12 protein-coding genes are annotated in these 14,440 nt (G+C 67.8%); 6 read left to right on the top strand and 6 right to left on the bottom strand.

Annotation, left to right across the window (positions count from 1 at the left end):
* Positions 1–6: 6 nt before the first annotated feature.
* Positions 7–207, bottom strand: a complete 201-nt coding sequence (locus AC0662_RS14835) for a hypothetical protein (RefSeq protein ID WP_478300999.1) — start codon at positions 205–207, stop codon at positions 7–9.
* A gap of 47 nt (positions 208–254) precedes the next feature.
* On the opposite strand from AC0662_RS14835, the gene AC0662_RS14830 reads away from it, so the two are divergent.
* A complete protein-coding gene (locus AC0662_RS14830; protein ID WP_478300997.1) occupies positions 255–2,297 on the top strand; it encodes a hypothetical protein in 2,043 nt (680 codons plus the stop codon).
* Between the two features lie 41 nt (positions 2,298–2,338).
* Complete coding sequence (locus AC0662_RS14825) at positions 2,339–2,782, top strand: YdeI/OmpD-associated family protein (RefSeq protein WP_478300995.1); 444 nt, start codon at positions 2,339–2,341, stop codon at positions 2,780–2,782.
* 1 nt (position 2,783) lies between these two features.
* On the opposite strand, the gene AC0662_RS14820 is transcribed toward AC0662_RS14825, so the two are convergent.
* Positions 2,784–3,731 (bottom strand): helix-turn-helix domain-containing protein, encoded by a 948-nt coding sequence (locus AC0662_RS14820; RefSeq protein ID WP_478300993.1) that lies wholly within the window; start codon positions 3,729–3,731, stop codon positions 2,784–2,786.
* Between the two features lie 81 nt (positions 3,732–3,812).
* Between AC0662_RS14820 and AC0662_RS14815 the strand changes: the two genes are divergently transcribed.
* A complete protein-coding gene (locus AC0662_RS14815; RefSeq protein WP_478300991.1) occupies positions 3,813–5,021 on the top strand; it encodes an MFS transporter in 1,209 nt (402 codons plus the stop codon).
* Here the strand turns inward: AC0662_RS14815 and AC0662_RS14810 are convergent.
* Complete coding sequence (locus AC0662_RS14810; protein WP_478300989.1) at positions 5,008–8,019, bottom strand: helix-turn-helix transcriptional regulator; 3,012 nt, start codon at positions 8,017–8,019, stop codon at positions 5,008–5,010. The two genes, AC0662_RS14815 and AC0662_RS14810, sit on opposite strands and share 14 nt — an antisense overlap.
* A gap of 110 nt (positions 8,020–8,129) precedes the next feature.
* Between AC0662_RS14810 and AC0662_RS14805 the strand changes: the two genes are divergently transcribed.
* The gene (locus AC0662_RS14805; protein WP_478300987.1) at positions 8,130–9,566 is read left to right on the top strand and encodes an Nramp family divalent metal transporter; all 1,437 of its coding nucleotides are present in this window, start codon (positions 8,130–8,132) and stop codon (positions 9,564–9,566) included.
* Between the two features lie 4 nt (positions 9,567–9,570).
* Here AC0662_RS14805 and AC0662_RS14800 read toward each other — a convergent pair whose 3' ends face one another.
* Both AC0662_RS14800 and AC0662_RS14795 read right to left on the bottom strand, forming a co-directional pair.
* On the bottom strand, positions 9,571–10,353 hold the full coding sequence (locus tag AC0662_RS14800) for a hypothetical protein (protein ID WP_478300985.1): 783 nt from the start codon (positions 10,351–10,353) through the stop codon (positions 9,571–9,573).
* Between the two features lie 47 nt (positions 10,354–10,400).
* The gene (locus tag AC0662_RS14795; RefSeq protein ID WP_452204778.1) at positions 10,401–11,330 is read right to left on the bottom strand and encodes an SMP-30/gluconolactonase/LRE family protein; all 930 of its coding nucleotides are present in this window, start codon (positions 11,328–11,330) and stop codon (positions 10,401–10,403) included.
* Between the two features lie 181 nt (positions 11,331–11,511).
* On the opposite strand from AC0662_RS14795, the gene AC0662_RS14790 reads away from it, so the two are divergent.
* A complete protein-coding gene (locus tag AC0662_RS14790) occupies positions 11,512–12,966 on the top strand; it encodes a three-helix bundle dimerization domain-containing protein (RefSeq protein WP_478300983.1) in 1,455 nt (484 codons plus the stop codon).
* Here the strand turns inward: AC0662_RS14790 and AC0662_RS14785 are convergent.
* The gene (locus tag AC0662_RS14785; protein WP_478300981.1) at positions 12,957–13,868 is read right to left on the bottom strand and encodes an SMP-30/gluconolactonase/LRE family protein; all 912 of its coding nucleotides are present in this window, start codon (positions 13,866–13,868) and stop codon (positions 12,957–12,959) included. The two genes, AC0662_RS14790 and AC0662_RS14785, sit on opposite strands and share 10 nt — an antisense overlap.
* A gap of 61 nt (positions 13,869–13,929) precedes the next feature.
* Here AC0662_RS14785 and AC0662_RS14780 point away from each other — a divergent pair, with 61 nt between their 5' ends.
* Entirely contained in the window at positions 13,930–14,379 is a 450-nt protein-coding gene (locus tag AC0662_RS14780; RefSeq protein ID WP_452204781.1) for an Lrp/AsnC family transcriptional regulator, read from the top strand.
* Positions 14,380–14,440: the final 61 nt, after the last annotated feature.

Below are 14,440 nucleotides of genomic sequence, written 5' to 3'. Positions count from 1 at the left end.
AACAGCCTACGCAGGCTGTGCGGCGAGCCCGACCAGGCTCAGCACGCCGCGGCGCTCGACGAGAACAGGACCCGCCGTACGACGCCGCGCTGGCGGAGCTGGTGAGTTCCGGTAGGCGGACGGCGACGCGTTGGCGGCGACAACTGTTGCCTCCGGCGACGATGTGACGAGCGCTGCCTCTTGCCCGGCCGTCCACAGCTGACTCACCGAGGCCATTCTCCCTTGCAGATAAGGGATTCCATGGGTCTGGGAATTTGGAGAAGCGGGTTTGTCGAGATAGAATCGAACACATGTTCGACAATGATCTGAGTGAGCTCTCCACGGCCGACCTGCTCGAGTCGGCCGCCGAGCACCGCGCGATCGCCAACCAGGCCGACGCGCGACTGCTCGAGCACGCCCAGATCTACGCCGACCGCTTCCACCCCAGCATCCGCGACATCCGCCCCACCCGCCGCGCCAGCGACGGCCGCGAACGCTCCGTTGTACTCGGCGGCGACGGCTGCCCACCCATCGCGGAATTCGCGATCGCCGAATTCGCCGTCATCCTCGGAACCTCCCCGATGACCGGCGCCAAGTTCCTCGGCGAAGCCCTCGCCCTGCGGCACCGCTTCCCCTTCACCTGGGCCCGCGTCCAATCCGGCCACGCCACCCCCTGGAAAGCCCGCCGCATCGCCGCCGCCTGCCTCAAACTCTCCGAAGACGCCGCCCACTACGTCGACCAGCGCGTCGCCCCACTCATCGACTCCATCACCCCCTACCGCCTCGACAAGATCGTCCACGCCGCGAAAATGCACGCCGACCCCGAAACCGCCCGCGCCGAAGCCGCTGAGGCAGCCCGCGCCCGCGGCGTATTCATCGGACGCAGCGACGACCACGGCAACAAAACCATCTACGTCAAAGCCCCCGCCGGCGCCGTCATCCGCCACGACGCCACCATCACCGCCATCGCCGACGCCCTCCAAACCATCGGCGACACCCGCCCCCTCCAACACCGCCGCGCCGACGCCATCGGCATCCTCGCCGACCCCCACTACACCGAACAACTCCTCACCCAAGCCCGCACCAACCCCCACCAAACCCCCGCCCCCACCGAAGAGCCCGCGCCTGCCGGAGGGACGACGCCTGCCGGAGCGACGACGCCTGCCGGAGGGACGACGCCTGCCGGAGCGACGACGCCTGCCGGAGGGACAACAGTTGCTGGAACGAGCGCACCCGCTGGAGCACCCACGCCCGCCGAAGCGCACACGCCTGCTGCTGGGGCGAGCGCGGCTGCTGGAGTATCTGCACCGGCCGGAGCGAGTGTTGCTCGGGCGGTAGGGGTGCGGGAGACAGACCTCGGCGCCGATGATGACGACGACCTGCTGGCCGAGTGGAACACCGGCTGCCCGGAACCGGGAACCGACGACGACGCCGATCGCGACGCACCCCACCCCAGCTCCAGCGACCTACCCGATCCACTCGACGCCCCAGACAGGCAAGCCACCGAGCCGCTCGAACCCGATCCAACCACCCACTCCGACGACCCCGGCGACGGCGCCTGGACCATGGACCCTGCAGCCCGCCGCGCCCTCGACCTCCGCCTCGCCCAGATCAAACAAGACGCCCACGCCAAACCCCGAAGACTCCGCACGCCACCCACCACACCCGGAACATCCACCAGGCCCGGAGACTTCACTGCACCCGGAGAATCCAGCGCACCCGGAGACTCCACCGCACCCGGAGAATCCAGCGCGCCCGGGGCATCCACCGCACCCGGAGAATCCAGCCTGCCCGGGGGATCCAGCCTGCCCTCACGCCCCGGGCACACCGAGATCTTCGTGCACCTCACCGACCACACCCTCGCCACCGGGACCGGCGTCGTGCGCGCCGAAACCATCGGGCCGCTCCTGGCCGAACAACTCACCGAACTCGTCGGCCACGCCCCCTACACCATCAAACCCGTCATCGACCTCAACCAGACAATCAGCGCCGACGCCTACGAAATCCCCACCAAAATCCGCAACCACATCAAACTCCTCCACCCCGTCGAACTCTTCCCCTACGGCACCCGCGAAACCCGCACCACCATCGACCTCGACCACATCCAGCCCTACAACCCCCTCGGCCCACCCCACCAAACCAACACCACCAACCTCGCCCCACTCAGCCGCTACGCCCACCGCGTCAAAACCCACGCCCACGGCTGGAACCTCCGCCGCCTCGACCACCAAACCCTCGAATGGACCACACCCCACAACTTCACCTTCCACGTCGACCCCACCGGCACACACCGGATCCCAACAGCAGGTGACGCCTGATGGCCGCGACACTCGACTCCGCCGGTTTGTACCGTGGAGGGATGGAGGCCTTTGAGGGCAGGATTGTCGTGAACGACGACGGCGGAGGAGCGTGGGTGGAGGTGCCCGCCGAGGTGGTCGCCGCGCTCGGTGGCGGTGGACGGATCCCGGTACGGGCGACGTTCGACGGGATCGCCTATCGGGGTTCGATCGCCTCGATGGGTGACTGTCTCTCGCTCGGCGTACTGAAGAGCATCCGCGCGGAACTCGGCAAGGGCGACGGCGACGCCGTGACCGTGACGGTCGAGCGCGACACCGGCGAGCGGACCGTAGCGGTCCCCGACGACCTAGCCGCCGCACTCACCGACGCAGGCTTGCGAGAGGCCTTCGACGCCTTGAGCTACAGCCACCGCCGCGAACACGTCAACGCCATCAACGACGCCAAGAAACCCGAAACCCGCGCCCGCCGAATCACCAAAACCATCGACATGCTCAAACCCGCCTGACCTACTCCCCCTGCAACAGCCCAGCACCACGATCAGTCAGTCGGTAAACGACCTTGTGCCCGTCGCGCAGACTGACGATCAGGCCAGCATCGCGAAGGATCCGCAGATGCCGACCAACCGTTCCCAGTGACAGCTCAAGATCCCGAGCAAGTTCGCTGACCGTCGCAGGCCGCGACAATCCAGCCAGGACGCGTGTGCGGCCGCGTCCGATGAGTTGCTCGAGAGCCGGGCGATCGCCGGCCACGTTCGCAACCGCTGCCCGTTTGGCCGGATAGACCAGGGCATATCCACCGGCGTCGCTCTCGCACAGCCAAGTCCCGCTCTGCAACGTGACCGGGACGAACTGGAGCCCCTCGTCCCCGATGAAGCGGTCTGCTCCGGGCTGGTCGCTGAAGCGGATGCTGTCGGAACCGACCCACCTGCTGCGCCGGCTCATCCCCTCCAGGGCAGTGGGCCAGCCGAAGGCGGCCAGCAGACCCGCGCGGTGCATCACCTCCCGCTCGAGCGCCTCACGACGGCGCCCCCAGTCAGGTGCAACGTGGTCGTCCCAGATCGACCGCAATGCGGATGCGAGTCGTACTCCGAGGTCGCGTCCGGAGATCCAGGCGGTGTCATGCTCGAGCCAGCTGTGCTGCATCGAGACCGCGAGGGTCTCGCGGATGTCCCGGTCAGACATCGAGCGAATCGGATCGAGTTCGCTCGCGAGTGACGTCGTCATTCCTCCACCGGGCGGCAGCGCAACGAAATCCGGCAACCACTTCGTCGAGCTCAGGAGATCAGTCAGCCCCTGGAGAAACGAGTCTCGCTCCAGGCGCTGGTCGAAGCACCGCTGATTCGCCGCGTGCCAGCTCTTCGTCCACGCCTCCGGCTGTCCGCGTCGGAGACTCACGATCGCCCCGACCGTCTCGGCCAGCGGTGACAACGCGAAGCGCGATCTCGACAGTGCCATCGAACTCAACCGCAGCAGCGTCAACTTTCGCCTCCGAACGAAATACTCGCCCGCCGGCCGGCGGCACCTCATCCTTGCGCAGTGCCCACTCCGCTGCAGCAGCCGGCTTTCCGGCGCTTTCTGACCGGCCAGCTGGTCACGCTGCTCGGCAGCTCGATGGCCCCGGTCGCGCTGGCCTTCGCGGTCCTCGACGCCTCGGGCAATCCGACCGACCTCGGCATCGTCCTTGCCGCCCGGATGGTTCCGATGCTGTGTTTCGTCCTGCTCGGCGGCGCGGTGGCGGATCGGCTGCCGAGGCGAACGGTCCTCGTCGCGGCCACTGCAGGAAGCGCGCTAACGCAGGGCGCGGTCGCCGCGACGCTGATCACGCACAACTACGATCTCGTGCTGATCGGTACGCTGAGCGCCGCCAACGGCGTACTGGACGCGTTCACGTCGCCGGCGCTTCGGGGGCTCCTGCCAGAGCTGGTCGAGAAGGAGGACCTTCGCAAGGCGAACGCCTTGTTGAGCTCGGTACGCAACGCCACGAAGATCGTCGGGCCCGCGCTCGCGGGCATTCTCGTTGCCGTCGCGGGCACCGGTGCCACGATCGCCATCGACGCCGTGAGCTACCTCCTGGCGGCCATGCTCCTCGGCAGCCTGCGGATAGCTACGCCGATTGCTCCGCGTACGTCGACGGTTCTCAGCGATCTGCGTCAGGGCTGGCGAGAGTTCCGAGGTATCCGCTGGGTATGGGCGGTCACGCTCTCCTCGGCCGTGATGAACCTTGCGCAGACCGGCGTCTGGCAAGTCCTGGGCCCACCGCTCACCAGGGACCTGGGTGGAGAGCAGACGTGGGGATTCGTACTGAGCACGCGTGGCGTCGGCCTGCTCGTCATGAGCGCAGTGATGTATCGGCTGGTTGTCCGGCATCTCCTTCGCACCGGCCAACTACTGAGTGCCCTCGGCGCGCTCCCGCTGTTCGCGCTGGGTCTCGGCCTCCATCCAGCGTGGCTGCTCCTCACTGCCTTCGCGGCCGGCGTGGGCTTCTCGGTCTCCGGTGTCAGCTGGGACACGTCCCTGCAGGAACACATCGACGGAAGCCTGCTGTCCAGGATCTCGTCGATCGACGATTTGCTCTCGTTCGTCGCGATCCCGGTCGGCATGCTCGCCGCCGGCCCGTTGGCGGACCGGTTCGGGGCACAGGGTGTGGCTCTGGTCGCCGCCCTCGTCTATCTGCTCGCGGCGTGGGTTTCGCTTGTCTTCAAGGAGGTTCGAGACCTTCCACACGGACTGGTCAGGGTTTCTTGAGGGAGGCCAGTTCGGTGCGGTTGGCGACGTTGAGTTTGGCGTAGACGTGAGCCAGATGGGTCTTGACGGTGCCTCGGCTCATGAAGAGGCGTTCAGCGATCTCGGGGTTGGTCAGACCTTCGACGGCGAGGGTGACTACCTGTTCCTCGGTTGGGGTGAGGCTTGCCCAGCCTGAGGACGGTCGGCCGCGAGCTCCGCGCGTACGTCGGGCGTAGGCGACGGCCTCGTCCAGCGGGAGCGCTTGCTCGTCGGACTGTGGGAGGTCGGGGCAGTCGGGTGGCGTGGCGGCGCCGATCTCGAGGCGTGCGTTGGCGGCGGCAGTCGCCAGGCGGGCGGCGTCAGTGGCGCGGTTCGTGTGGCTCGCCAGCAGGGCGAGGGATTCGAGGCTGTCGATGACGTAGGTGCGCAGGCCGTGGTCGACGCGGATGGTCAACGCCTCGTGCAGCAGGTCCGCCGCCTTGTCCGGTTGTTCCGTGATCGCGATCCGGCCGAGCTGGTCGAGTACGTCGGCGTGAATGCGCGGGAGGTTGTAGCGGCGCGCCAGCTCGGCCGCATGCTCCAGCAAACCCGTCGCGTCCTTCCCCTGGGCACGCAGAGCGGCGGCGACGGTCGGCAGCAGCATCGCCGGCGCAAACGTATCCGCAAGCGGACTGTCGGGTGCCGTGTCGCGGGCCATCCACTCGACCGCGGCATCGTACTCACCGCTCCAGAACGAAATCAGTCCCATCACCTGCCCGAGGTTCGCGGGGACGGCGCCGGTGGTCTCGACCAGGTCGAGCAGGGGTCGCATCAGCTCGCGTGCTTCGTCGAGCCGGCCCGTGCGAACGAGGAGGGTGGCTACCTGTCCGCGTGCGGCGCCGACGCGGTGGAAGTCGGCGAGGGGTTCGGCGGCGGCGAGGGCACGCTCGGCGACCCGCAGGGCCTCGCGCGGTTCACCGGTCGACATCAGGCTCTCGGACCAGACGGTCAGCACGGTTGAGGCGATGCCGCGTTCGCCGCTGGTGACCAGGCCGTCCGCGACCAACTCGATCAGCGGGCGCTGCTCGTCGTACCGGTCCCGGAGTGCGAGCAGCACGCATTGCAGGGCGATGTTCGCGTTCCGCGCCGGCTCGTTGCCGATACCCTCCGCCAGCCGTCGCCCTTCAGCGGTGAGGTCCCACGCCTTCTCGAAGTCCGTGAAGAACTCACCGACCGCGACCAGCGCGAGGAACAGTGAACGCAACCGATCGTCACCGAGCTCCGTCGCCAGCTCGAGTCCGCGACCCGCCGCGTCGTACCCGAACGGGTCGACGGTGTCGGCGACGGTCGCGTAGCCGTACAGCAAACGGGCCTGGAGCAACGTTCGGTCGTCGGGTGCGCAATCGATCGCGCGCCGGAGGTAGTCGATGCCCTCGGTGCCGGTCGCCTGCAGGTTCCAGAGCCAGCGGAGCGCGGCGGCGAGGCGACGGCCGCGGTCGGGATCGGTCGCCGTCAGTCCGTGGTCGAGCGCTGCGCGACAGTTTTCGCGGTCCGGTTCGATCAGGGCCCGCCAGGCGTCGCGGTCCTTGTCCAGCAGGGGTTCCGCAGCCTCGGCGACGCGCAGATAATGATCCAGGTGACGGTCCCGCAGGTCCTCGCCGGCTTCCGTCAGACGCAGCGCGGCGTACTCGCGGATCGTCTCCAGGAGCCGGTACCGCCCGTCCTCGGCGACCACCAGCGATTTGTCGACAAGTCGCGCGAGCACCTCGAGTACGTCGTCCCCACCGCAGATCACCGTGGCGGCATCGAGCGTGAAGCCGCCGGCGAACACCGCGAGCCGGCGGAAGACCCGGCGTTCGTCCGCGTCGAGCAGCTCGTGACTCCAGTCGATGGACGCGGCGAGGGTCTGCTGACGCGCCGCGACCCCGCGAACGTTCTTGGTGAGCAGGCCGAACCGGTCGCTCAGACCGGACTCGATCTGCTCCGGGGTGAGCGTGCGGACCCAGGCGGCGGCCAGTTCCAGCGCGAGCGGCATGCCGTCGAGTCGCGCGCAGATCGAGCGGATCGCCTGCTCCGACTGCGGGAACTCGGTGCCGGCGCGTTCGGCGAACAGGACGCGCGCCTCGTCCGGCGCGAGCGCGGGCACCCGCCAGATCGCCTCACCGGGAAGATCCAACGGCACACGGCTGGTCGCCAACACAGAGATCTCGGGGCAACCCGCGTGCAGGGCGTGGACGAACTCCGCGACCCCGTCGATGATCTGCTCGCAGTTGTCCAGGCAGATCAAGGCCTGTCGGGTGCGGAGCTGGCCGATCAGCAGGCGGTCGCCCGACTCCACCAACAGACCGATCGCGGCGGCGACCGCTTCCGGGATTTGGGCGTTGTCGGTGGCTGCGGAGAGGTCGACCCACCAGACGCCGTCGGGCCAGCGTTCGGCGAGTTGCGCCGCGGTCTGCGCAGCCAGGCGGGTCTTGCCGCTGCCACCTGGGCCGGTGAGCGTGACGAGCCGTCCGCCGGACAGTTGCGTGCGGAGCGCGGCGACCTGCGTCTGCCGTCCGACGAAACTGGTGAACATGACCGGAAGGTTGTTGGGTACGCCGTCCAGCGACCGCAGCGGCTCGGCGGTCGAGGTCAGTTCGAAGATGCGTTCCGGCGAACCGAGGTCCCGCAGCCGGTGCACCCCGAGATCGCTGACGGCCGCACCCGACTCCGCCACAGTCGTTGCGGTGAGCAACGTTTGGCCCGGGTTCGCGAGGGCCAGCAGATGCTCGGCGTGACGGACCGCCGGCGCGACGGTCGGTGCGGTGTGCAGGGCGATCCGGAGCAGCTCACCTGCGGGAACCCGGGAGGCGGACTCACGCAGCGTGTACGCCGCGGCGATCGCGCCGGCCGGGTCGTCGTACCGGATGACCGGCCAGCCCGCGTCCCGTCGTACGAGGAGTTCCCCAGGCAGTTCCGTGGCCAGGCCGGCCAGTCGTGCGTAGGCGGGTGCGCTGGCGGCGCCGGCGTACGAGGCGGCCAGCACGGTTACCCCACTCATGGGGCTCAGTCTGCCATTCGGGCTGTGTCGGGTCGCCGTTGTCGACAGTATTCGTTATCCTCCGGAACGGGGGGTCGAAGCTCGGTGGACTCCAAGGAGTGAGGACCCTGATGGCAGACACCACGGCGACTGACCACGGACGATTCGCGCTACCGACCAAGAACCTGCCCGCACCGCAGGTTCGCGACCTCCCCGAGCCGCCCGCCAATACCTGGAAGATCATCGGCCCCGGCATGGTCGGCGCCGGCGTCGGGCTGGCCTCGGGCGAGTTCATCCTCTGGCCGTACATCTCCAGCCAGGTCGGCCTGGTGTTCCTCTGGGGCGCCGTGGTCGGCGTGGTGGTCCAGTGGTTCCTGAACATGGAGATCGAGCGGTACACGCTGGCCACTGGTGAGACAGCGTTGACCGGCTTCAACCGGTACGGGAAGCACTGGGGACTGTTCTTCGCGATCATGACGTACTTCGCGAACCTCTGGCCCGGCTGGGCGACGAGCTCGGCGAGCATGCTCACGTACCTGTTCGGCGGCGGCGATCCACGGTGGATCGCGATCGGCATGCTGCTGCTGATCGGCGCGATCCTGACCTTCGCGCCGGTCGTCTACGTGATGCTGGAACGCTTGATCGCGGTGAAGATCGCCGCGGTCGCGCTGCTCGTGATCCTGGCGCTGGTGTTCGCGATCCGCGGCAAGACGTACAGCGCACTCGGCGACGCGGTCACCCAGCCGCATTTCCCGGCCGAGCAGCTCGGGTTCGCGCTGGTGATGGGCGCCATCGCGTACGCCGGCGCGGGCGGCGGCCAGAACCTGGTGCAGAGCAACTGGATCCGGGACAAGGGCTTCGGGATGGGCGTGCACGTACCGCGGCTGACGTCACCGGTCACCGGCGAGACCGAGGCGGACCCGAACGCCAACGGGTACACGTTCGAGCCGAACGACGAGAACCTGGCGCGCTGGCGGCGCTGGTGGAAGTTCGCGAACATCGAGCAGGCCGCGACGTTCGTGGCGATCACCGTGCTCACGATCGTGTTCACCTCGATGCTCGCGCACGCGACGCTGTTCGGGAACGACGCGGTGAAGAACAGCATCAGCTTCCTGAAGATCGAGGGTACGACGCTGCAGACGATCGTCGGCGGCTGGTTCGGGTACCTGTTCTGGGCGATCGGCGCGTTCGCCCTGTTCGCCGCGGCGACCGGCATCGTGGACTACACGTCGCGGCTGTCGTCGGACATGATCAAGGCCCGCTACCTGCGCGAGTCGAAGGTGACGGAGTCCAAGCTCTACTTCTGGCTGGTCTGGGGTTTGGTTGCCTTCGGCATCATCGTGCTGCTGGCCGGTCTGACCCAGCCGCTGGTCCTGCTGGTGATCTCCGCCTGCACCGCCGGCACGATGATGTTCATCTACTCCGGCCTGCTCTGGTGGATGAACTCGCGAGCACTGCCGCACGCCATCCGCATCACCACCTGGCGCGCCGCCGTACTCGCGTTCTCATTCCTGGCCTTCGGCTTCCTGGCCGTCTTCACCATCATCGACCAGATACAAAAGCTGTAAGACTTCAAACGCTGGCGAGGTAGGCAACCGCGGCTTCTTCGGCTGCGGTGCGGCGGTCGGCCTGTACGCCGGAGGTTTCGCGGACCTTGCGATACAGGTCGACCGACGCCCGGAGGGCGCGGAAGCAGTCGTCTGGGTCCATGGTCGGGACGGTCTCGCGCAACTCGGGGAGCAGCTCGGGCGCGAGCGTTTCCAGCCGACGTACCCCGGCCGGCCTGGTGGTGCGCCCGATCCCGGCGAGCGGGGCGATCGCCGACGCCCGCATCATGCCCAGGCCGTCGATCGCCTCGAAGATCTCGCCGCGCTGGATCTTCACCGCGACGTAGTGCACCCAGACCCAGAACTGGTCCTCGATCCGCTGCGCGTCCACCTGCGGCCAAGCCGGCGTACTCTCCTGCCGCACCCGGTCGACCGCGTCGTCGCGCTGCCACAGCACGATCCCGTCCTCGACCCGCGTCCGCCAACCGTCCGCGGTCACGAACTTCAGGTCGACGTGGATCAGCGGTGGGCCGTACAGCGCGATCAGCAACCGTGGTTCACCCACGTGCTCGCCGGTGAAACTCGACAACAGCGGCCCGGCACGGCCCGCGAACTCCTTCGCCTCGGCGAGGCAGGCCGGCTGCCCTTCGTCCGTACACACCAACACCAGATCGAGATCCGAGTACTCGTCAGTGGTGCCGAAGGCAACCGATCCGCCGGCGACGACGGCCAGCACCCGCGGATCCTTCTGGGCCTCGGAAACCACGTTGTCCGCCACTACCCGGAGATGTTCCGGAACCATGCTCACCAGTCCTCCCTGGATCAGGTCAGCAGGCCATCATCACACACATCGCGTCAGCGATGCGGACCGTACGCCTCCGGGGCGCCGTTGACGGTGGTGAAGAGTGAGTAGACGGAGGTGGTCGCGGTGAGGAACAGTCTGTTGCGCTTCGGACCGCCCCATGTGAGATTGCTGACGGTCTCCGGCACGAGGAGCTTGCCGAGCAGCGTTCCATCCGAGTGGTAGACGTGCACGCCGTCCGCGGCGGCGCCCCAGACGCGGCCCTCGGTGTCGAGGCGGATGCCGTCGAAGATCCCGTTGCCGCACTCGGCGAACAGTTCGCCACCACGCAACTTGTCACCGTCGACGGTGAAGACGCGGATCGTGCCTTCCTCCGAGTCTGTGATGTAGAGCAACGACTCGTCGGGTGAGAACGCCAACCCGTTCGGCCGGTTGAAATCGTCCGCGACGCGGGTCAGCACGCCGTCCGGCGAGACGCGGTACACATGGCATCCGCCGGTCTCGATCGCGCCCTTGAACCCCTCGTAGTCGCTGTCGATCCCGTACGCCGGATCGGTGAACCAGACCGACCCGTCGCGCTTCACCACGACGTCGTTCGGGCTGTTCAGCCGCTTCCCGTCGTACTCGTGGGCAAGCACCGTGATGCCGCCGTGGTGCTCGGTCCGGGTGACGCGCCGGTTCCCGTGCTCGCAGCTCACCAGGCGGCCCTCGGTGTCGCGCGTGTGGCCGTTGGTGTTGCCGGCCGGCTGCCGGAACACCGACACCTGGTACGACGTCTCGTCCCAGCGCAGGATGCGGTCGTTCGGGATGTCGCTCCAGAGCAGGTAGCGGCCCGCCGCGGAGTACACCGGGCCCTCGACCCAGCGGCCGCCGGTCCACAACCGTTCCAGCTGACTGTCGCCCCGGATGCCGGCGAACCGGTCGTCGAGCTTCTCCCAGACGGCCGGTGCGGTCCCTGCCAACGGCTCGAGAATTCCCGTCATCACGACTCCTCGCGAACTCGGCTGCAAACGCTGTCCCCCGAGCCTATGCGGTACGCCGGAAGCGCGCCCCGGGACGCCCGTCGGTTGGACCTCTCGATGCGAGACGATGACCGCGGCGCCGGACGGGGGTGCAAGGTACGGCGCCACTGGAGTCAAGTGACCGTGATGTGGAGACATCCTCTTGAAGCTCGACACCGTCGATGAAGAACTGGCCCGGGAACAACGGGCCATCGAGAATCTCACCAGCAGGCTCACCGAAACCTTCGCCGACCTTCATACTCCCGACGACATCGAAACCGCGATCCGCAGCGCCCAGGAGACCTTCGACGGCGACCCGGTCCGCGACTATGTCCCGATCCTGATCGAGCGCATCGCTCGCGAGGCGCTCACCCCGAAACCCGACCCGGTCGCGCAGGCGGAAGAACGCAAGGCCAAGTGGACCAGACCGGCCGTCGCTCTCGAGGCCTCCGGTGACAGCGGTTCACCGACCGTCCCGGCAGACCCAGCAGGCCCGACCGGCCCGTGGCGTCGGATCCCGATCGCGCTGCCGGCCGCCGTCGCCGGCGTCCTCGTGGTCGCAACGGTCGCCACCATCCTCGTCGTACGCAACGGTGACGACGTGCAGGCGCAGACGCAGCCCGGCGTGGTCACGCTCGGCGGCGTCATCGGTTCGGAGAAGCGCGCCTTCTTCGAGGACCCCGACGTCAAGGCCGCGCTCGCCAAGCACGGCCTCGCGGTCAAGGTCGACACCGCCGGCTCGCGCGAGATCGCGACATCGGTCGACCTGGGCAAGTACGACTTCGCGTTCCCGTCCAGCTCCACCGCGGCCGAGCGGATCCTGCAGCCGGCCTCCGGCAAGCCCGCGATCAGCGGTAAGAAGTACGCGGTGTTCTCGTCGCCGATGGCGATCGCGACCTTCCAGCCGATCGTCGACCTGCTGTCCGCGTCCGGCATCGCCAAGCAGGTCAACGGCACCTGGTACTTCGACATTCGCAAGTACGTCGATCTCGCGAAGGCGAACTGGCGCTGGACGAACATCCGCGGCAACACGACGTACCCGGTGAACAAGCGGATCCTGATCACCACCACCGACCCGCGCACCTCGAACTCGGCGGCGATGTTCCTGTCGATCGTCAGTTATGTTGCCAACCACAACAGTGTGGTGCAGGGCCCGGCCGACGAGCGGAAGGTGCTGCCGCTGGTCGCGCCGCTGTTCGTGAACCAGGGCTACACGGACAACTCCAGCGAGGGCCCGTTCGACGACTACCTGTCGCTCGGGATGGGCAAGTCGCCGATGGTGAACATCTACGAGGCGCAGTTCGTCGAGGCCGCCGTCGAGCGGAAGCTGAAGCCGGGCATGGTGCTGATGTACCCGTCGCCGACCGTGCAGTCCAAGCACACGCTGGTCTCGCTGAACGCGAACGGTGACAAGCTCGGTGAGCTGCTCGCCACCGACACCGAGTTGCAGCAGCTCGCCGCGCAGCACGGGTTCCGGACCGCCGACGAGGCACAGTTCGCGAACGTGGTCCGCCGGAACCGGGTACCGGTCGCGAAGGACGTGATCGACGTCGCGGACACCCCGACGTACGACACTCTCGAGCGGCTGCTCGACGCGGTCTCCAAGTCCTACCGCTGAGCCCCTTGCGCGGTGGTCAGCCAGGACCACACCGACGTGGTCGCGGTGATGAACAGGTGGTTTCCCTTGGGACCTCCGAAGGTCAGGTTGGACACCACGTTCGGCAGCAGCAGTTTGCCGATCAGCGTGCCGTCCGGGTCGAAGCAGTGCACGCCCTCGTGCGTCGCGGCCCAGACCCGGCCGGCGCTGTCCAACCGGAGGCCGTCGAACATCCCGGCCTCGCAGTGCGCGAACACTTCCCCACCGAGCAGCTTGTCGCCGTCGACGGTGAAGCGCCGGATGTGCTTCGCCGGTGTGTCGACGACGTACAGCTGCGACTCGTCCAGTGAGAACGCCAGGCCGTTCGGGCGGATGAAGTCGTCGGCGACAACAGTCAGCTCGCCGTCCGGTGCGATCCGGTAGACGTGACAGCCGTCGATCTCCTGCTCGGCGGCGTGACCCTCGTAGTTCGAGGTGATGCCGTACGGCGGGTCGGTGAACCAGATCGACCCGTCACTGCGCTCGATCACGTCGTTCGGGCTGTTCAGGCGGCGGTCGTTCAGGTGCGACGCGAGCACGGTCCGAGTTCCGTCGTACTCCGTGCGGACGACCTGGCGATCGCCTTGTGAGCAGCTGATCAGCCGGCCGGCGCGGTCGATCGTGTTGCCGTTCACGTAGCCGGACGGCTCGCGGAACACGCTCACGGTCCCGGAGACCTCGTCCCAGCGGAGCATCCGGTCGTTCGGGATGTCGCTGAAGATCAGACAGCGCCAGGCGGGCGAGTACGCCGGTCCTTCGAGCCAGCGGCCGCCGTCGTACAGACAGTCCAGGTACTCGTCGCCGGCGATCGTCGCGAAGCGCTCGTCGAGCACTACCAGCTCGGCCCGCAACCGCGCTGGGGCGGGAGTCAAGGTTCTCGTCATGCCGTGAACCATATCCTGCTAATGTCATTGCCGACAGAATCTGATCTGGTTTGAGGTGCAAATGACCATAGATGATGTGGATCGCAAGCTGCTGACCGCGCTCCAGGACGATGCCGGTCAGTCGTACGCGGCCCTCGGAGAGATCGCCGGACTGTCGGCCGGATCGGCTCACGAGCGGGTGCGGAAGCTGAAGGCGTCCGGCGCGATCCGGCGGACCACGGTCGAGGTCGATCCCGCGGCGCTCGGGCTTGGCGTCCTCGCGTTCGTGATGCTCGAGGCGAGTGCCTGGATGGGTGACGAGCCCACACTGAAGGCACTGCGGAAGATCCCGGCCGTCGAGGAGGCGCACATCATCGCGGGCCCGGCGTCGGTGCTGGTCAAGGTGCGCACCGGGACCACCGAGGACCTGCAGGCGACGCTGCGCGCCCTCCATCAGGTGGACGGCGTGACCAGTACTCAGACAATCGTTGTCCTGGAGTCCTTCTTCGAGCGGCGACCCGCCGTAATGTGAGGAACGCCCTGTCCTCCCGAACACCTGCTTGACCCTAGACTCGGGCCAGCCGAAGGGAGCC

It is taken from the genome of Kribbella sp. NPDC043289 (assembly GCF_056436705.1).
This window is presented reverse-complemented; position numbering and strand designations above follow the sequence as displayed.

Bases quoted from the DNA above. Each gene is read 5' to 3' on its own strand.
- AC0662_RS14825 (WP_478300995.1), top strand. From the start codon at position 2,339: ATGGAGGCCTTTGAGGGCAGGATTGTCGTGAACGACGACGGCGGAGGA.
- AC0662_RS14820 (WP_478300993.1), bottom strand. From the start codon at position 3,731: ATGGCACTGTCGAGATCGCGCTTCGCGTTGTCACCGCTGGCCGAGACG.
- AC0662_RS14810 (WP_478300989.1), bottom strand. From the start codon at position 8,019: ATGAGTGGGGTAACCGTGCTGGCCGCCTCGTACGCCGGCGCCGCCAGC.
- AC0662_RS14805 (WP_478300987.1), top strand. From the start codon at position 8,130: ATGGCAGACACCACGGCGACTGACCACGGACGATTCGCGCTACCGACC.
- AC0662_RS14795 (WP_452204778.1), bottom strand. From the start codon at position 11,330: ATGACGGGAATTCTCGAGCCGTTGGCAGGGACCGCACCGGCCGTCTGG.
- AC0662_RS14785 (WP_478300981.1), bottom strand. From the start codon at position 13,868: ATGACGAGAACCTTGACTCCCGCCCCAGCGCGGTTGCGGGCCGAGCTG.
- AC0662_RS14780 (WP_452204781.1), top strand. From the start codon at position 13,930: ATGACCATAGATGATGTGGATCGCAAGCTGCTGACCGCGCTCCAGGAC.